The 16,093-nt window shown below is 72.2% G+C and carries 15 protein-coding genes; 6 read left to right on the top strand and 9 right to left on the bottom strand.

All coding sequences use genetic code 11. The features are described 5' to 3' along the window. Nucleotides 1–151: 151 nt before the first annotated feature. The 3 genes from msrA to QCN29_RS26055 all read right to left on the bottom strand — a co-directional run bounded on the left by msrA (nucleotide 152) and on the right by QCN29_RS26055 (nucleotide 3,369). Nucleotides 152–865: a peptide-methionine (S)-S-oxide reductase MsrA gene (msrA, locus tag QCN29_RS26065; protein WP_279931196.1), complete on the bottom strand. Its 714-nt coding sequence runs from the start codon at nucleotides 863–865 to the stop codon at nucleotides 152–154. Nucleotides 866–895: 30 nt separating this feature from the next. Beyond that, entirely contained in the window at nucleotides 896–2,026 is a 1,131-nt protein-coding gene (locus QCN29_RS26060) for an ArsR/SmtB family transcription factor (protein ID WP_279931195.1), read from the bottom strand. A 242-nt stretch (nucleotides 2,027–2,268) separates the two neighbouring features. Beyond that, nucleotides 2,269–3,369, bottom strand: coding sequence for a hypothetical protein (locus QCN29_RS26055; protein WP_240137470.1), 1,101 nt, complete (start codon nucleotides 3,367–3,369; stop codon nucleotides 2,269–2,271). Nucleotides 3,370–3,461: 92 nt separating this feature from the next. Between QCN29_RS26055 and QCN29_RS26050 the strand changes: the two genes are divergently transcribed. Continuing rightward, complete coding sequence (locus QCN29_RS26050) at nucleotides 3,462–4,616, top strand: cystathionine gamma-synthase (RefSeq protein ID WP_279931193.1); 1,155 nt, start codon at nucleotides 3,462–3,464, stop codon at nucleotides 4,614–4,616. A gap of 297 nt (nucleotides 4,617–4,913) precedes the next feature. On the opposite strand, the gene QCN29_RS26045 is transcribed toward QCN29_RS26050, so the two are convergent. From QCN29_RS26045 to QCN29_RS26035, 3 genes are all read right to left on the bottom strand, one after another. Beyond that, entirely contained in the window at nucleotides 4,914–5,222 is a 309-nt protein-coding gene (locus QCN29_RS26045) for a hypothetical protein (protein ID WP_318036742.1), read from the bottom strand. Then, nucleotides 5,222–5,770 carry a sigma factor-like helix-turn-helix DNA-binding protein gene (locus tag QCN29_RS26040; RefSeq protein WP_279931192.1) on the bottom strand — a complete coding sequence of 183 codons (549 nt, stop codon included), beginning with the start codon at nucleotides 5,768–5,770 and terminating at the stop codon, nucleotides 5,222–5,224. Before QCN29_RS26040 ends, QCN29_RS26045 begins: the two co-directional genes overlap by 1 nt. Before the next feature lie 140 nt (nucleotides 5,771–5,910). Further along, nucleotides 5,911–6,423: a MarR family winged helix-turn-helix transcriptional regulator gene (locus tag QCN29_RS26035; RefSeq protein WP_240137463.1), complete on the bottom strand. Its 513-nt coding sequence runs from the start codon at nucleotides 6,421–6,423 to the stop codon at nucleotides 5,911–5,913. A 144-nt stretch (nucleotides 6,424–6,567) separates the two neighbouring features. Between QCN29_RS26035 and ilvA the strand changes: the two genes are divergently transcribed. The 3 genes from ilvA (at nucleotide 6,568) to QCN29_RS26020 (ending at nucleotide 9,915) form a co-directional block, all read left to right on the top strand. Beyond that, complete coding sequence (gene ilvA, locus QCN29_RS26030; protein WP_240137461.1) at nucleotides 6,568–7,839, top strand: threonine ammonia-lyase; 1,272 nt, start codon at nucleotides 6,568–6,570, stop codon at nucleotides 7,837–7,839. Between the two features lie 205 nt (nucleotides 7,840–8,044). Beyond that, nucleotides 8,045–9,046, top strand: coding sequence for an ATP-binding cassette domain-containing protein (locus QCN29_RS26025; protein WP_279931191.1), 1,002 nt, complete (start codon nucleotides 8,045–8,047; stop codon nucleotides 9,044–9,046). Continuing rightward, nucleotides 9,043–9,915, top strand: coding sequence for an ABC transporter permease (locus tag QCN29_RS26020; protein ID WP_279931190.1), 873 nt, complete (start codon nucleotides 9,043–9,045; stop codon nucleotides 9,913–9,915). Before QCN29_RS26025 ends, QCN29_RS26020 begins: the two co-directional genes overlap by 4 nt. Before the next feature lie 93 nt (nucleotides 9,916–10,008). Here the strand turns inward: QCN29_RS26020 and greA are convergent, their stop codons facing one another. Together greA and QCN29_RS26010 are read right to left on the bottom strand one after the other, a co-directional pair. Next, complete coding sequence (gene greA / locus QCN29_RS26015) at nucleotides 10,009–10,506, bottom strand: transcription elongation factor GreA (RefSeq protein ID WP_279931189.1); 498 nt, start codon at nucleotides 10,504–10,506, stop codon at nucleotides 10,009–10,011. A gap of 309 nt (nucleotides 10,507–10,815) precedes the next feature. Next, a complete protein-coding gene (locus QCN29_RS26010; RefSeq protein WP_279931188.1) occupies nucleotides 10,816–11,220 on the bottom strand; it encodes a DUF4307 domain-containing protein in 405 nt (134 codons plus the stop codon). Nucleotides 11,221–11,318: 98 nt separating this feature from the next. On the opposite strand from QCN29_RS26010, the gene mca reads away from it, so the two are divergent. Both mca and QCN29_RS26000 read left to right on the top strand, forming a co-directional pair. Further along, complete coding sequence (gene mca / locus QCN29_RS26005; protein ID WP_279931186.1) at nucleotides 11,319–12,200, top strand: mycothiol conjugate amidase Mca; 882 nt, start codon at nucleotides 11,319–11,321, stop codon at nucleotides 12,198–12,200. Continuing rightward, nucleotides 12,193–12,435: a hypothetical protein gene (locus QCN29_RS26000; RefSeq protein WP_279931184.1), complete on the top strand. Its 243-nt coding sequence runs from the start codon at nucleotides 12,193–12,195 to the stop codon at nucleotides 12,433–12,435. Before mca ends, QCN29_RS26000 begins: the two co-directional genes overlap by 8 nt. 115 nt (nucleotides 12,436–12,550) lie before the next feature. Here QCN29_RS26000 and QCN29_RS25995 read toward each other — a convergent pair whose 3' ends face one another. Further along, on the bottom strand, nucleotides 12,551–15,946 hold the full coding sequence (locus QCN29_RS25995; RefSeq protein ID WP_279931183.1) for a tetratricopeptide repeat protein: 3,396 nt from the start codon (nucleotides 15,944–15,946) through the stop codon (nucleotides 12,551–12,553). Between the last annotated feature and the right edge of the window lie 147 nt (nucleotides 15,947–16,093).

The raw sequence follows: 16,093 nt of genomic DNA, 5'->3' as shown, positions 1-16,093 counted from the left end.
GTTGCGGTTCTTCCATGGCGTACAGGGTGGTGCCTGCCGGAGCAGGCGGACAGTGATTTTCGACCATCGTGCCTTGTGAAGAGGGCGCGCCGGCGCACGGTGCGCTTGTCGGCGCACGGCGGGCCTCTTCGAGAACCGGGCTCACACGGGCTTACTTGTCCGTGACCTCCGGCACAGAAGCGATGCCGGTCGGGCAGGAGCGGCCCCAGTTCGTTTCGAACGGGTCACTCAGCTTGACGCCCGTGCCGCCGATGCCGCAGTAGCCTGCCGGATTCTTGTCCAAGTACTGCTGGTGATACGCCTCGGCGGGATAGAAGGGGCGGCCCTCCGCGGGCAGGAGTTCCGTTGTGATCGTGCCGTGGCCCGCGGCGGACAGGGCGCGCTGGTAGGAGTCGCGGGAGGACTCGGCCGTGGCCGTCTGGGCGGGGGAGTGGGTGTAGATCGCCGAGCGGTACTGGGTGCCGACGTCGTTGCCCTGGCGGAAGCCCTGGGTGGGGTCGTGGGACTCCCAGAAGACCTTCAGGAGGGTCTCGTACGACACGACGGCCGGGTCGAAGACCACGCGGACGACCTCGGTGTGGCCGGTCAGGCCCGAGCAGACCTCCTCGTAGGAGGGGTTCGGGGTGAGGCCGCCCTGGTAGCCGACGAGGGTGGTCCAGACGCCCTTGGTCTGCCAGAACTTCCGCTCTGCGCCCCAGAAGCAGCCCAGGGCGAAGTCCGCCGTCTCCAGGTGGTCGGGGTACGGGCCGGCGAGGGGAGTGCCGAGGACCGTGTGGCGGGAGGGGACGTCGAAGTCGGGGGTGGGGCGGCCGGGGAGGGCCTCCTCCGGGGTGGGGAGCTGGGGGGCGCGGCGGGACAGGAACATGGGGCGGGTCTCCTCGGCGGTCGGGCTGCTTCACTTAGAACGTACGGAGGGCGGAGGAGATTCCGCAGGCCCGGCAGGCCGCGCAGGCCGCGCAGGACCGGCAGCCCCCGCAGCCCCGGCAGGCCCCGCGAGCACGGGCCCGGCAGCCCCGGCAGGCCCCGCGCTCGCGGAGCTCAGCAGGGTGAGCCCCGCTGCCGTCGCCGTGTGCAGCGCCGTGTTGCGGTGGCGGGTGGTGCTGATGAGGTTCGCCGAGCGGAGGACCGTGGCGTGTTCGCTGGCGCTTGCCAGGGAGATTCCGGCCCGTTCGGCCAGCTCCGTCGTCGTGGAGCCGGGGTGGTCCGCGATGACCCACAGGACCGTGGCACGCGTCCGGCCGAGCAGTGCGGACAGAGAGGACGGGGCGGCGCTCAGCGCGGCGGCCGTCGCGGTGGGCGGCAGCAGGGCGTGGTCGTCGGCGCGGATCGGGTACGTCACCCACGGCTGCGGTCGGGCCGTGTCGTTCACGGCGGGAAACCGCGTCCCGAAGAGCGAGGGGATGAGGAGCAGCCCGTGGCCGTCCAGGCAGAGGTCGCCGTCGATCCCGGAGGCCATGGTCAGTTCCAGCACCGGCGGTCTCCAGCGGATCAGCGGCGGATTCAGCAGGCTCAGCGCCAGCTCCATGCCGCCCTCCGCCAGATGCCGTATGCGCAGCGCCCGGTCCGCGCCCGCCAGGGAGGCGATCTGCGGCCAGTACGGGGCCACCAGGCGGCGGTTCGTCTCCTCCAGGGTGTCGATCAGCTCCTGCCGCAGCCGCCGGTCTGTGGTCAGGGACCGCGCCCACGACGGGACCGTCTCCCGGTGCTCCGCCCATTCGGCAAGGCTGTCGTGGACTTGGGCCTCCGGCGTGGCGCGCACCCGGTCGAACAGCGTGTCCGCGTCGCCGGGCTCCGCGGGTGTCAGAAAGTCCGCGGACCATCCGACCGAGGGGATGAGGGCGAAGAGTCTGCGCGTCTCGGGGCGCAGCGCGCCGATCGCCGCACGCCGCCAGGCGTCGAAGCGGACCGGGTAGCGGCGTTCCTGGAGCAGGCGGATGGCGGTGGAGAGCTCCAGCAGCGGGCGCGGCGCTTCGGCTATGCGCGTACGGGCCAGATCCTCCGCGGTGAAGTGGATGCGTAACGTCACGGCCCGCATTCTTGCCGGGTCGTGCTGATTCGGGCTGCCCCGAAACTGGTCGACCTCGTGCCGCGCACGCGGGGAGTGTGAGGGGTGCGAGCCCGTCGGCGGGTGACGGGGGTGTCGCCGACGGGCTCGCCTGGCGCTCAGGGGCAGGACCAACGCCTTGGCGACCGCCTCGTCGCGGACGGCGACGTAGCGGCGGGCGGCCGGGTCGGGGCTCTACTGGCAGACGGGATGCGTGGGAACTCTCAGCGCGGCAGGGTCGCCGGGCTGCCGCCGTTCGCCTCGTAGCCCGCCACCGCGAGCGCCCGGTACACCGCGTATTCCGCCGCCGGGTCGGCGCTGTGCGTCCACGGCAGGGCGCCGATGTGGCCGTCCACCCGGACCAGTTGGTGCATCGCCTCGGTCCAGCGCTCCGCCCGTACGAGGAAGAGGACCAGCAGATGCCGTACGTGCGCGAGCATCGGGTCGTCCGGGCGGGCCGAGTGCACCGCGAACAGCGCGCCCTCGATCGCGGTCTTCACCACGGCGCTCTCGTAGAAGCCCCGCACCATGTTGACCTCGGGCAGATGCTCGTACACCGCGAACAGCGGCAGCGCGGCCAGCAGGGAGCCCTGCGGGGCCCGGGCGGCGGCCGCCGTCGCGAAGCGGTCGGCCTCCTCGCGGGAGCCGTGCCACTTCTCGCACCAGTAGTGCAGGGCGGCCAGGTGTGCGCCCATGTGGGCCGGGGCGCGGTCGATGACCTTCGCCCACACCTGGTCGAACTGCTCGGGGGAGTATCCGAGTCCGCGCGCTGCGGACAGTTCGACGATGTACGGGACCGGGTCGCCGGGGGCCAGCAGCGCGGCCTCGGCGCAGACCGAGCGCGCCTCTTCGAGGATGATCCGGAAGTCGTCCGCGCCCGCGGAGGAGGACCGCCAGGCCTGCTGCACCAGGAACTCGGCGTGCACCTGCGCGCCGCCCGCGTCCTTCGGGGCCTGCGAGCGCCAGTCGCGCAGCCAGGCCCCGCCGACGCCGGGGGCCTGCCGGAGCTCCAGCGACGCGGCCCCGGCGAAGGCCTGGACGCGCTGCCAGCGCACCTCGCCCTCCTTGGGGGTGCCGGCCAGCAGCTGGGCGGCGGCCCGCCAGTCCTGGGTGCGCTGGACGAGGTCGAGCACGTCGAGGAGGTCCTGGTCCGGTCCGGGCAGCCGGATGTCCAGCTCCTCCTGGCGGACGAAGCCGTAGGCGTCCGGGTCGGCGGCGTCGGGCGAGCCCGGCGCGACCTGGCGGATGCCGGCCCGGCGGCGCAGGAAGGGCATGAGGACCGCGGCGAACATCGCCATCGCGGCCAGGAACCAGAGAATCTCCATGGCCTCATTGTCCCGGACGCGGACGGCCGGGCGGGACCACCGGAAACGATCGGCATGCGGTGAACCCCGGACCTGCGGATTACGCTCGCACCATGAGCGACGACCAGAGTGAGCAGAGCTTCGAGACCCGCGCCATCCATGCGGGCAACACGGCGGACCCGCTGACCGGCGCGGTCGTTCCGCCCATCTACCAGGTGTCCACGTACAAGCAGGATGGCGTCGGCGGACTCCGCGGCGGCTACGAGTACAGCCGCAGCGCCAACCCGACGCGCACCGCGCTGGAGGAGAACCTGGCGGCGCTGGAGGGCGGCCGTCGCGGGCTCGCCTTCGCCTCCGGCCTCGCCGCCGAGGACTGCCTGCTGCGTGCGGTGCTCCATCCCGGCGCGCATGTCGTGATCCCGAACGACGCGTACGGCGGCACCTTCCGGCTCTTCGCCAAGGTGGTCCGGCGGTGGGGCGTGGACTTCTCGGTGGCCGACACCTCCGATGCGGACGCCGTACGGGCCGCGGTGACCGACCGTACGAAGGTGATCTGGGTCGAGACCCCGTCCAACCCGCTGCTCGGCATCACCGACATCACGGCCGTGGCCGAGGTGGCGCACGGCGCGGGCGCCCGGCTGGTGGTCGACAACACCTTCGCCAGCCCCTACCTCCAGCAGCCGCTGGCACTGGGCGCGGATGTGGTGGTGCACTCCACCACCAAGTACATGGGCGGCCACTCCGACGTGGTCGGCGGTGCGCTGGTCGCCGCGGACGCGGAACTCGGCGAGGAGCTGGCGTACCACCAGAACGCGATGGGCGCGGTGGCCGGCCCGTTCGACGCCTGGCTGGTGCTGCGCGGGATCAAGACGCTGGCGGTGCGCATGGACCGGCACAGCGAGAACGCCACGCGGATCGCGGAGATGCTCACCAGCCACCCCAAGGTCGAGCAGGTGCTCTACCCGGGGCTGCCGGAGCACCCCGGCCATGAGCTGGCAGCCAAGCAGATGAAGGCGTTCGGCGGGATGGTGTCCTTCCGCGTCGCGGGCGGCGAGGCGGCGGCGGTCGAGGTCTGCAACCGCGCGAAGCTGTTCACCCTGGGCGAGTCCCTGGGCGGCGTCGAGTCCCTGATCGAGCACCCGGGTCGGATGACGCACGCTTCGGCCGCGGGCTCCCCGCTGGAGGTGCCGGCGGATCTGGTGCGGCTGTCGGTCGGCATAGAGTCGGCGGACGACCTGCTGGCCGATCTGAGGCAGGCGCTGGGTTAGGCGTCGAGGCGAGCGCCGTGCGGCTGGGGGCCGGGGTCCGGAGCGGACCCCGGCCCCCTTGCGTGGGTGAGCCGTTGTGTCCGCGGTCCTCTGGTGTCTGTGAGCCGTTGTGTCCCCGGCTTCCTTGTCTCCGTGAGTGCCGCCACGCACTGATCCGACCTTCTCGTCCTCAAAGGCCCCAGGGCCTCAAGGGCCTCAAGCGACTCCTGGGTCATGGAACGCAGCTCCGGGCCGTCGGTGTGGCCGCGGACGGAGACCGCGTGTCGACGGCGGCCCCGGACCAGCCCGGGTGGAAGATCACCAGCCGATCAGCGGAGGGGTGCGGTCCGCGGGCGGCGGGTCCCAGGGTTGTGTTGCCGAGGCCCAGACCGTGAGGCAGAGCGCCGCGGCGGTCAGCAGCAGCCAACCGGTCCGCCGCAGCGCCCGGCGCCGGCGCAGCAGCCGGGCCCCGTGGGCGGCGGCCCGGTCGCACAGATCGGCGGGCACGGACGGATGCGGCGTCTGCAGCATCCGTCGGACCTCGTCCTCCTTGTCCTCCTTGCGGTGGCGGTGGCGGTGGCGGTGGTGGTGGCGGCGGTGGTCCGCGGGCCCGTCCGGGAGGCTCATCACGGCGTCCTCGCGCCGCGCGCGTCCGCCGCCGTGCCCGCCGCGTCCCGCACCGCTGCGTCCTGCATCGCCGCGTTCTGCACCGCCGTGGCCCGCGTCGCTGTCTCCCGCACCGCCGTGTCCCGCATTGCCGCGACCGCCCGTGCGCAGATCGCCCGAACCCGCTCCTCCGGCAGGCCCACCAGCGCCGCCGTCTGCTCCTCCGCGACCCCCTCGTACAGCCGCAGCACGAGAATCAGCCGCTCCTGGGACGTCAGCCGGTCCAGCAGTCCGCCCCGCGGGCGGGAGTGCCGACGGGCGGCACGGGCGAAACGGGCGGCCAGTTCCTGGCGGGTGCGGTCGTAGGGATCCTCGCCGCGCAGCCGGTCCCACTCCGCGTAGGTGCGGGCGAGGGCCGCGGTCAGCAGCCGCTGCGCGTGCGGATTGGCCGTGGGCGGCTCGGCCGTCAGGAGCGTCGCGGCATGCAGCAGCCGCGGCGCCGCGCCCGCGACGAACGCCTCGAACTCCCGGGCACGGCGACGCCGCGTTGCCGTCTGCCGATCGCTCACGTCCTCATATAGGGCCAGCGTGTGCGGCCCGGTCAAGGGGTCGGCAAGGGCCGGTCAAGCCGGGATCCGGCCGATCCGGTCCGGGGTCGGGGCCTGCCCGGGGGCGGGGGACGCCGGCCGGTCGGTGCGTCCGCGTTCCGTCACTGGGGGTGCGGCGACTCCGGGTCCGCCGCCGGCAGCCCCGCCTGGCGCGCCGACAGTGCGCCGTTGAAGCGGGTCAGCAGGGTGCAGAAGGAGTCCCGCTCGGCTTCCGTCCAGCCCTCCGTGACCTGCGCCATCAGCTCGCGGCGCGAGGCCCGCACCTCCTCCAGCCTGGCCTGCCCGCGCGGGGAGAGCTGCAGCACGACGGCCCGCCCGTCCTCCGGGTGCGAGGTCCGCTTCACCAGACCGGTGTCGACGAGCGGGGCGACCTGGCGGGTCACGGTCGAGGAGTCGATGCCCATGCCTGCGGCGAGCGCCTTGACGCCCATCGGCCCCTCCTGGTCGAGCCGGTTGAGCAGCAGATACGCGGCACGGTCCATGGAGTTGCGGACCTGGCCCACTCCGCCGAGCCGGGTCTGCTCCGCGCGGCGGGCGAAGACGGCTACCTGGTGCTGGAGGGCATCGAGGAGGCCGTGGTCGAGATGACTCGTCATGTCCTGAGAGGTGGGCATGGCAGCGGGGCTCTCTCGTGCGTCGGTCGGTTGGTGGGGGACAGAGTACGCGGCCCCGCCCCCGTGCGTACCGGCCCTGGGCAAACCCATGAGAAGCCCTGGAGGCGGTGGGACGGTTGGGGCGTGAGCTGCGAGACTTGCGTCATGAGTGTGAGCAGGCCTGGCCCCTTTCTCCCCTCCGGCGCCCGCGGGCGCGGCCGTGCCCCGGCCGTCATCCTGGACGACGTCAAGGGGGCGCAGAAGATGCTCACCGGCGTCGCCCGCGTCACCGCCATGGAGGGCAGCAGGCATCTGTCGCAGCTGGTGGGCGCCCCTGTCCATCTGAAGTGCGAGAACCTCCAGCGCACCGGCTCCTTCAAGCTGCGCGGGGCGTATGTGCGGATCGCCGGGCTGTCCCCGGAGGAGCGGGCGGCCGGCGTCGTCGCAGCCTCCGCGGGCAACCATGCCCAGGGCGTGGCGCTGGCGTCGTCCCTGCTCGGGGTGCGGTCCACCGTCTTCATGCCGGTGGGCGCACCGCTGCCCAAGGTGGCGGCGACCCGTGAGTACGGCGCCGATGTGCGGATGGTCGGCCATGTCGTCGACGACACCCTGGCGGCGGCGCAGCGCTATGCGCGCGAGACCGGGGCGGTGTTCATCCACCCCTTCGACCACCCGGACATCATCGCGGGCCAGGGCACGGTCGGCCTGGAGATCCTGGAGCAGTGCCCGGAGGTGCGGACGATCGTCGTCGGCGTAGGAGGCGGCGGGCTGATCGCGGGCATCGCGGTGGCGGTGAAGGCGCTGCGCCCCGATGTGCGGGTGATCGGCGTACAGGCGGAGGGGGCGGCCGCCTACCCGCCGTCGCTGGTCGCCGGGCGTCCCGTCGCCGTCGACAACCCGACGACGATGGCGGACGGCATCAAGGTGGGCAGGCCGGGGGATGCGCCCTTCGGGATCGTCGCCGAACTGGTCGACGAGGTGCGCACGGTCTCCGAGGACGCCCTCTCCAGTGCGCTGCTGCTCTGTCTCGAGCGGGCGAAGCTGGTCGTCGAGCCGGCCGGGGCGAGCCCGGTGGCGGCCCTGCTGAGCGAGCCTTCGGCGTTCTCCGGGGGGCCGGTCGTCGCGGTGCTGTCCGGCGGCAACGTGGATCCGCTGGTGCTCCAGCGCACGCTGCGGCACGGCATGGCGGCGGCGGGCCGCTATCTCTCGTTGCGGCTGCGCCTCGCGGACCGGCCGGGTGCGCTGGCCGGGCTGCTGGGCGCGCTGTCGGTGGTCGACGCCAACGTCCTGGACGTCAGCCATGTCCGGACCGATCCGCGCCTCGGGCTGACCGAGGTGGAGGTGGAGCTGCACTTGGAGACGAAGGGGCCCGAGCACTGCGAGGAGGTCGCGACGGCGTTGCGCGAGGCGGGTTACCGCGTGATGCCGCAGCAGTGAGCCTGTCCGTCCGCGGCGTCCCGGCGTCGGGCGGCAAGACGCGACACAGTCGCGAAAAAAACCATTTGAGTATCGCGATGTATCGCGTTAATGTGGTGTCTGCTGTCGCGGCTTCGTCCTGTCATGCGGGGGAAACACGGCATATCCAGGATTTGCTCACGACAGCCAAGCCCACCCATCCACCTGCCACTCTGGGAGACTCTCCATGCCAGGCGCCATCTACGCCGAAGGCCTGGTCAAGACCTTCGGCGACGTACGGGCTCTGGACGGCGTCGATCTCGACGTCCCCGAAGGCACGGTTCTGGGACTTCTCGGCCCGAACGGCGCCGGCAAGACCACCACCGTGCGGGTTCTGACCACCCTTCTGCAGCCCGACAGCGGCAGCGCGGTCGTCGCGGGCATCGACGTGCTCAAGCATCCCAACGAGGTGCGCCGCTCCATCGGCCTCTCCGGTCAGTTCGCCGCCGTCGACGAGTATCTGACGGGGCGTGAGAACCTTCAGATGGTCGGCCAGCTTTACCAGATGAGCGCACGCGACGCCAAGGCCCGCGCCGCCGAGCTGCTGGAGCGGTTCAACCTCGCCGACGCCGCCGACCGCCCGGCCAAGACCTACTCCGGAGGCATGCGCCGCCGGCTGGACCTGGCCGCCGCACTGGTGGTCTCCCCGCCGGTGATGTTCATGGACGAGCCCACGACCGGACTCGACCCGCGCAACCGCCAGGCCCTCTGGGAGGTCATCGAGGAGCTCGTCGACGGCGGCACGACTCTGCTGCTGACGACCCAGTACCTCGAAGAGGCCGACCGGCTGGCCCATGACATCTGCGTCGTCGACCACGGCCGGGTCATCGCCCGCGGGACCGCCGACCAGCTCAAGGCGCAGACCGGCGGTGAGCGCGTCGAGGTGGTCGTTCATGTGAGCGAGCAGATAGCCCCGGCCCGCGAGGTCCTCGCAGGATTCGGCAAGGGCGAGGTCGCCGTCGCCGACCACACCAGAAAGCTCACGGTGCCCGTCACCGGCGGGGCCAAGCTGCTGGCCGAGGTGATCAGGGAGCTGGACGCCCGGGGGGTGGAGATCGACGACATCGGGCTGCGCAGGCCCACCCTCGACGATGTGTTCATCTCCCTCACCGGTCATGCGGCCGAGACCGAGACCGAGACCGAGACCGGCGCCGACGGCGCGGCGCAGCAGAAGGAGGCCGTGAAGTGACCGCCACCGCCACGAAGACCCAGGGCGGCGGCACCCTGCCAGCGGCCCCCCGCCCCCGTGGCGGCATCGTCCAGTCGGTGAACGACTCCCTCGTCGTCGCCCGGCGGAACCTGATCAGAATGATGCGGATCCCCGAAGTGGTCGTCTTCGGGCTGATCCAGCCGATCATGTTCGTGGTGCTCTTCAGCTATGTCTTCGGCGGCTCCATCGCCGTCGGGGGCAGCACCTCGCCGTCGGACTACCGCGAGTATCTGATGGCCGGCATCTTCGCCCAGACCGTCACCTTCGCCACGGCCGGCGCGGGCGCGGGCATCGCCGACGATATGCACAAGGGCCTGATCGACCGGTTCCGCTCACTGCCCATGGCGCGGGGAGCGGTGCTCACCGGCCGGACGCTGGCCGATCTGGTGCAGACGGCGCTGACGCTCGTCGTGCTCTCCCTCGTCGCGCTGATCGTCGGTTGGCGCACCCATGAGAACGCGGGCAAGGTGCTGGCGGGCTTCGCCCTGCTGCTGCTCCTCGGCTACGCCTTCTCCTGGATCGGCGCGGTGATCGGCCTGTCGGTGCGGACCCCGGAGGCGGCCACCTCGGGCGGGCTGGTCTGGCTCTTCCCGCTGACGTTCATCTCGAACGCCTTCGTGCCCTCCGACAACATGCCGACGGTGCTGCGGCACATCGCCGAGTGGAATCCCTTCAGCGCCACCGTGCAGGCGGCCCGTGAGCTGTTCGGCAACCTTCCGCCGGGCTACAAGGCGCCGGACGCCTGGCCGATGCAGCACCCGATCCTGGCCTCGGTCATCTGGTCGGTCCTGATCATCGCGTTCTTCCGGACGCTGGCGGTGCGCAAGTACCGCTCGGCCGCGGCCTGACACTCGGTGAGCCGACGCCTGTGACATGGCGAGGGGCCGCTCCCGCAACTCTGCGGGAGCGGCCCCTCGCCGTCGTCCGGCGCTCGGTCCGGGTCAGCCCGTGTACGGCTTGGCTTCGATGATCTTCACCATCGTCATCCTGCCGTTCGGCAGCTCATACTCCGCTTCCTCGCCGACCCGCTTGCCGTTCACACCGGCGCCGAGCGGGGACTGCGGCGAGTACGTCTCGATGTCACCGCTCGCGTACTCGCGCGAGGCCATGAGGAAGGTGAGGGTGTCGGTCTCGTCGCCGTCGAAGGCGACGGTGATGACCATGCCGGGCTCCGCGACGCCGTCATCCGCCGGAGCCTCGCCCACCTTGGCGTTTTCCAGGAGCTGGGTCAGCTGGCGCACACGGAGCTCCTGCTTGCCCTGCTCCTCCTTGGCCGCGTGGTACCCGCCGTTCTCCCGCAGGTCGCCCTCCTCACGCGCAGCCTCGATCTTCTTGGCGATCTCGACGCGCGCGGGACCAGACAGGTACTCCAGCTCCGCCTTGAGCTGGTCGTACGCCTCCTGGGTGAGCCAGGTGACGCTCTCGCTGGTCTGGGTCACAGGTGCTCCTTGTAGGTACTGGGAATACAAAGCATCGCCCTACCCAGAAGAATGGTCCTCCATGAGCGGGCGAAACCACGAGCCTAACAATTCCGGGCCCAAAGAGGGAGGACGAAAGCCATCAGAATGACGTATGCGCAGGTCATCGCCTACGCAACCGGGTCGGCCGGGCGTGGTCCGGGGCGAGCCGGCCGGTCGGGCAGCCGGGCAGATCAGCCGTGCCCGTCGGCCGGGTCCGGACCGTCGCGGGTCGGTCGGCCGGGTCCGGACCGACGCGGGCCCGTCGGCCGGGTCCGTCGAACCGAGGCCTCAGCGGGCGTGGCAGCCCACCAGCTCGGCGCTGGTCGCCTGCGCCGTCGTACGGACCTTCACCACCCGGTCGATCCGCGTCTGCCCCGGCCGGTCGACGGGCACCTCGAGACGACCGACCTCGACGCCCTCCTCAGAGCGGGAGCGCACCACGCAGCTTCCGGTCGCGTCCGCGTCCTTGCGCACCTCCAGATGCACCTGCACCTCGTCCGCGGAGGCCACGTCGAACTTGATGATCTCGGCGCTGATCTTCTGCCCCGCTATGTAGTCGTAGCCGAACCAGCCGACCATCGCCACCAGGCCGACGCCAAGCACCGCTCCGACGACCTTGAGCTTGCGGTCCGCGCGCTCATCCGCCGAGCGGCCGTAACGGCCCTCCGGGAGCTGCTGGCGCACCGCACTCATGATCGTCCCTTTCCACGGGCCGGACGCCGGAATTTTCCGCCCCCCGGTTCGGTCACTATAGAAGTCTCCGAATGTGACGGATGAACGAGGATCGAGTTTTGACTGAGCAGCTGCGACTGATGGCCGTCCACGCCCATCCCGACGACGAGTCGTCCAAGGGCGCGGCCACGATGGCGAAGTATGTGTCCGAGGGGGTGGACGTGCTGGTCGTGACCTGCACGGGGGGCGAGCGCGGCTCCATCCTCAACCCCAAGCTCCAGGGTGACGCCTATATCGAGGAGCACATCCACGAGGTCCGCAAGAGAGAGATGGACGAGGCCCGGGAGATCCTCGGCGTACGCCAGGAGTGGCTCGGCTTCGTCGACTCCGGCCTGCCCGAAGGCGACCCGCTGCCTCCGCTGCCGCAGGGCTGCTTCGCACTGGAGGACGTGGACAAGGCGGCGGGGCGGCTGGTGAAGTCCATCCGCTCCTTCAGGCCCCAGGTGATCACCACGTACGACGAGAACGGCGGCTATCCGCACCCCGACCACATCATGACCCACAAGATCACGATGGTGGCCTTCGACGGGGCGGCGGACGCGGAGAAGTTCCCCGAAAGCGAGTTCGGGCCCGTCTGGCAGCCGCAGAAGCTCTACTACAACCAGGGCTTCAACCGTCCGCGCACGCTCGCGCTGCACGAGGCGCTGCTGGAGCGCGGAATGGACTCCCCGTACGGGGAGTGGCTCAAGCGCTGGAAGGAGTTCGAGCGCGCGGAGCGGACGCTGACCACGCACGTCCCGTGTGCGGACTTCTTCGAGATCCGCGACAAGGCGCTGATCGCGCACGCGACGCAGATCGACCCGGACGGCGGCTGGTTCAAGGTGCCGATGGAGATCCAGAAGGAGGTCTGGCCGACGGAGGAGTACGAGCTGGCGAAGTCGCTCGTCGACACCTCCCTCCCCGAGGACGACCTCTTCGCGGGCGTCCGGGACAATGCCTGACATGAGCGCAAGCGCACACATCGCAGCGACGCATCTCGTACCGCTCGCCAAGGAGCTCGACGAGAACAAGGTCACGCCCGGAGTCCTCGGCTTCCTCGTCTTCGCCGCGCTGGCGGTGGGGGTGTGGTTCCTGATGAAGTCCATGAACCGCCACATGGGGCGGGTCGACTTCGAGGAGGCGCTGGAGCCGGGGGCGGCGACGCCGTCGAAGAAGGACGCGCCGGGCACGGCCTGATCCCAATGCCGGGGGCTTTTCACCCCCGGACCCCTGCGGGCTCCGAAGGGACCCGGTCCCGCGGCGGCCGCGCCGCTGCGGGACCGCTACGGCGGTTCTCGCCGGCGGCGGGGCGCTATCCCTCCCCGCCCACCGGCACCCCCATGACCTCACGCGCGTGGCGGTTCGGGACCATGCCCAGGGCCCAGGCCTGCCAGCCGTCCTCAAGGCGGATGCCTCGGGTCAGCATCACGGAGAGGGCCTCCGCGCAGTCCTCCAGCTTGGCGTCGCGGAAGGGGTGCGGGGCGGCCAGGAGGCGGGCCAGTTCCTCCTCGGCGACGGCGGCGCCGACCTCGGAGCCGCCGGGAGAGGCGTACGGCAGCAGCGTGCAGCGCAGGAACGCCGCCCAGTCCGCGCCGCGCCGGTCCCCGTACGAGGCGAACAGCGCGGCCGCCTCGTCGCACAGCTGAAGCGCCTGGGCGGCCCGGTTGTTGCCCGCGTCGATCACCGCCAGCTCCAGACAGGTCCAGGCGGCGCCGTGCGCCACGCCGATGCGGGTGAAGTCGGCGCGGGCGTCGGTCAGCAGCTGGCGGGCGAAGCCGGAGTTCCGCAGACTGCCGGTGCGGGCGGCGCGCTGGTCCCGGGTGACCCGGCCCGAGTGGTGACGGGAGCAGGCAAGCCCGTATACATCCCGCATCCGCGAGAACATCGTCCGCGCCCGCTCCAGCTCCCGCACCGCCTGATCGCGGTCGCCGCGCTCCTCCAGCGCCTGCCCCAGGTAGTACAGGGTCCATGCCTCGCCGCGTGCGTCCTCGCTGTCCCGGTGCCGCGACAGGGCCTGGCGGAGCTGGTCCACCGCCGCCGACGCGTCGCCGTCCACCAGGCGGGCCCGGGCGAGCTGGGTGAGCGCCCAGGCCTCGCCTCTGCCGTCACGGGTGCGCCCGTACAACTCCAGCGCGGCCCGCAGCTCCGTCTCCGCGCGGGGCACATCGCCCATCCGCAGGCACACCTGTCCCAGCTGGAAGTGGGTCCAGGCCTCGCCGTGCAGGGACTCGTTCTCCCGGTGCAGCTCCATGGCGTCGGCCAGCAGGGTCAGCGCCTCCGCCAGGTTCGCCCGGTCGCGTTCCACGGCGGCGAGCGCGTGCAGCGACCAGGCCCGGTCGCCGGACCGCTCCTCCGCGGACTGGAGGGCTGCCGCCTCCCGCAGCTTCGCCGCCGCCTCCGTCAGGTTGCCCTGGTGGTGCAGGGTGATGCCGAGCGAGCAGAGCGCCAGCGCCTCGCCCGGCTCGTTGTGCGCCTCGCGGTAGAGGCCGACGACGGACGTCAGGGTAGTGCGGGCCGTGTCCAGCTCGCCGAGCTGGCGGGCGGCGATGCCGGTGCGGTACTGCACCGAACGTTCCAGCAGCCCCTGGCCCACCGCCTGCGACAGCTCGCTGATCTCACCGAGGCGGTACAGGTCGCCGCGCAGCAGGCAGTAGTCGCACAGCGCGCCCAGCAGGTTCAGCACCGCCTGCTGGTTGACGCCCTCCGCATGCCGCAGGGCGGAGGTGATGAAGCTTGACTCGTCGTCCAGCCAGCGCAGCGCCGCGTCCAGGGAGGGGAAGCCGTGCGCCCCGAACCGGCCGGCCCGCGTCGACCGCTTTCCGTCGACCATGTGGATCACGGCGCCGGCCAGCTCCGCGTAGTTCTGGATCAGCCGTTCCTGCGCGGCCGTGCGATCGGCGGGCTTCTCCTCGTCCAGCAGCCGGGCGCGGGAGAAGGCCCGTACGGCGTCATGCAGCCGGTACCGGCCGGAGCGCACCGGGTCGATCAGGCCGGCGCGGGCCAACTCGGCGAGCAGCTGCTGCGCTTCCTGGTCGTCGGCGGCGAGCAGCGCGGCCGCCGCGGCGGCGCCCAGGGAGGCCCGCCCGGCGAGCGCGAGCCGCCGCAGCAGCAGCCGGGCCGGTTCCGGCAGCCCGTCGTAGCGGAGCCGCAGGGCGCGCTCCAGCGGATCGCCGCCGCCCTGCGGTACGGCGGGGGCGGCGGGGTCCTGCGGTACCGATAGGTCGGTGGTGCCTTGCGGTGCGGCGGGGTCGGCGGGGTCCTGCGGTACCGATGGGTCGGCGGTGCCTTGCGGTGCGGCGGGGGCTGCGGGGTCCTGCGGTACGGATGGGTCGGTGGTGCCTTGCGGTACGGCGAGGTCGGCGGCGAGCTGTTGCAGGGAGCGAGCGGGGCCGAGCGAGGAGCCCGCGATGCGCAGCGCGAGCGGCAGCCCGGCGCACAACTCGCGCACCCGCTCGGCGGCCTGAGCGTCGTACGGTCCGGTCTCCCGGCCCTCCGCGGACGCCCGCAGCAGCTCCTCGGCGGCGGCCGGGTCCAGCGGGTCCACGGACAGCTCGTGCACCCAGGCGGGCAGGTCGTCCGGGAACTTCATCCGCTCGCGGGAGGTGACCAGCACCAGGCTGTCAGACCGCTCCGGCACCAGCGCGCGCACCTGCTCCGGGTCGCTCGCGTCGTCGAGCACCACGGTCACCGGCACGCCGGTCAGATGCTGGTGGTACAGCTCGCCGAGCCGCCGCACCTGCTGCTCGGCGGAGGTGCGTTCGGCGGCGCGCTCACGGAACAGCAGCTGCTCGCGCGGTGCGCCCAGCCGGTTCAGCAGATGCAGCAGGGCGTCGCGGGTGGACAGCGGATGCTCGCTCCCGCCGCGGAGGTCGACCAGACACGCGCCTTTGAACTGGTCCTTGAGGTGGTGAGCCGCCCGCACCGCGAGCGTGGTGCGGCCCGCGCCGGGAGTGCCGTGCAGCACGACGACCGTGGGCCGGGTCCGCGTCGAGGCCCGGGCGGCGTGCACCCACTGGGCGATCTGCGTCAGCTGGTCGCGGCGGCCGGCGAACGGCCCTTCGGGCTGCGGCAGATGCGCGAACGACTGCTCCAGTGCGGACCGGCGGCGTGCGGCGGCGCTGCGGTTCCCGCCGCGGAGCTGCGGCTGCCGTACGACGTCCGCCTTCTTGGACCCCGTACGGGTGGTGGAGGCGAGCATCCGCTGCTGGTCGAGGAACGGCCGGATGCCCCGCACCTCCAGCGCCGTCAGCCACTGCAGCCTCAGCTGCTCGGGGCCGCCGGGGCGGCCGAGAACAGCTGCCCTGCGGTGCGCGGCGGGCCAGTGGGCGGCGGTCACCCTGGCGACCGTGGTCGCGGCCCCCGCGACCGCGACCACGGCTCCGGCGCTCAGGGCGGTGCCCGTCGCGGTGCCCAACGCCATGTCCGCGCCGACGGCTGCGACCGCGGCAACGGCCGTCACCAGCGCCGGAGTCGACACGTTCTGCCGGCTGAAGCGAGCGGACAGGGGCTCCTGCCCGGCCTCCGCCTCGGCCAGCGCCCGCTCGTACGCCGTGTACTCCTCCTGTGCGGCCGCCGCCATGCCGTCGAGCGCGGCCCGCGCGCGTGTCAGCAGCACGCCGGAGTCGCCGCGGCCGCCCGTCCGCCGCAGCTCCTCCTCCACCGCCCGCACCAACAGCCGCTCGGCATCCGCCCGGTGGCTGTCCCGCATATGCGTCCCCCTCCGAGAGCCAGTTCCTGTACAGGCGTCAAGTGTGCTGCGAGACACGCGGAAGCGCGAGGGAGCGCGGAGGCGTGCGCCCGGGAGTCCGGTTCAGTCGATGCGCTTTCCCGTCGGGCCCTCGGGCCGCTCCGAGGC

Origin of the sequence: Streptomyces chengmaiensis (genome assembly GCF_029846775.1) — a bacterium.
Lineage (GTDB): Bacteria > Actinomycetota > Actinomycetes > Streptomycetales > Streptomycetaceae > Streptomyces > Streptomyces chengmaiensis.
Note: the sequence above shows the minus strand (reverse complement) of the source record. Positions and strands in the feature narration are given on the sequence as shown.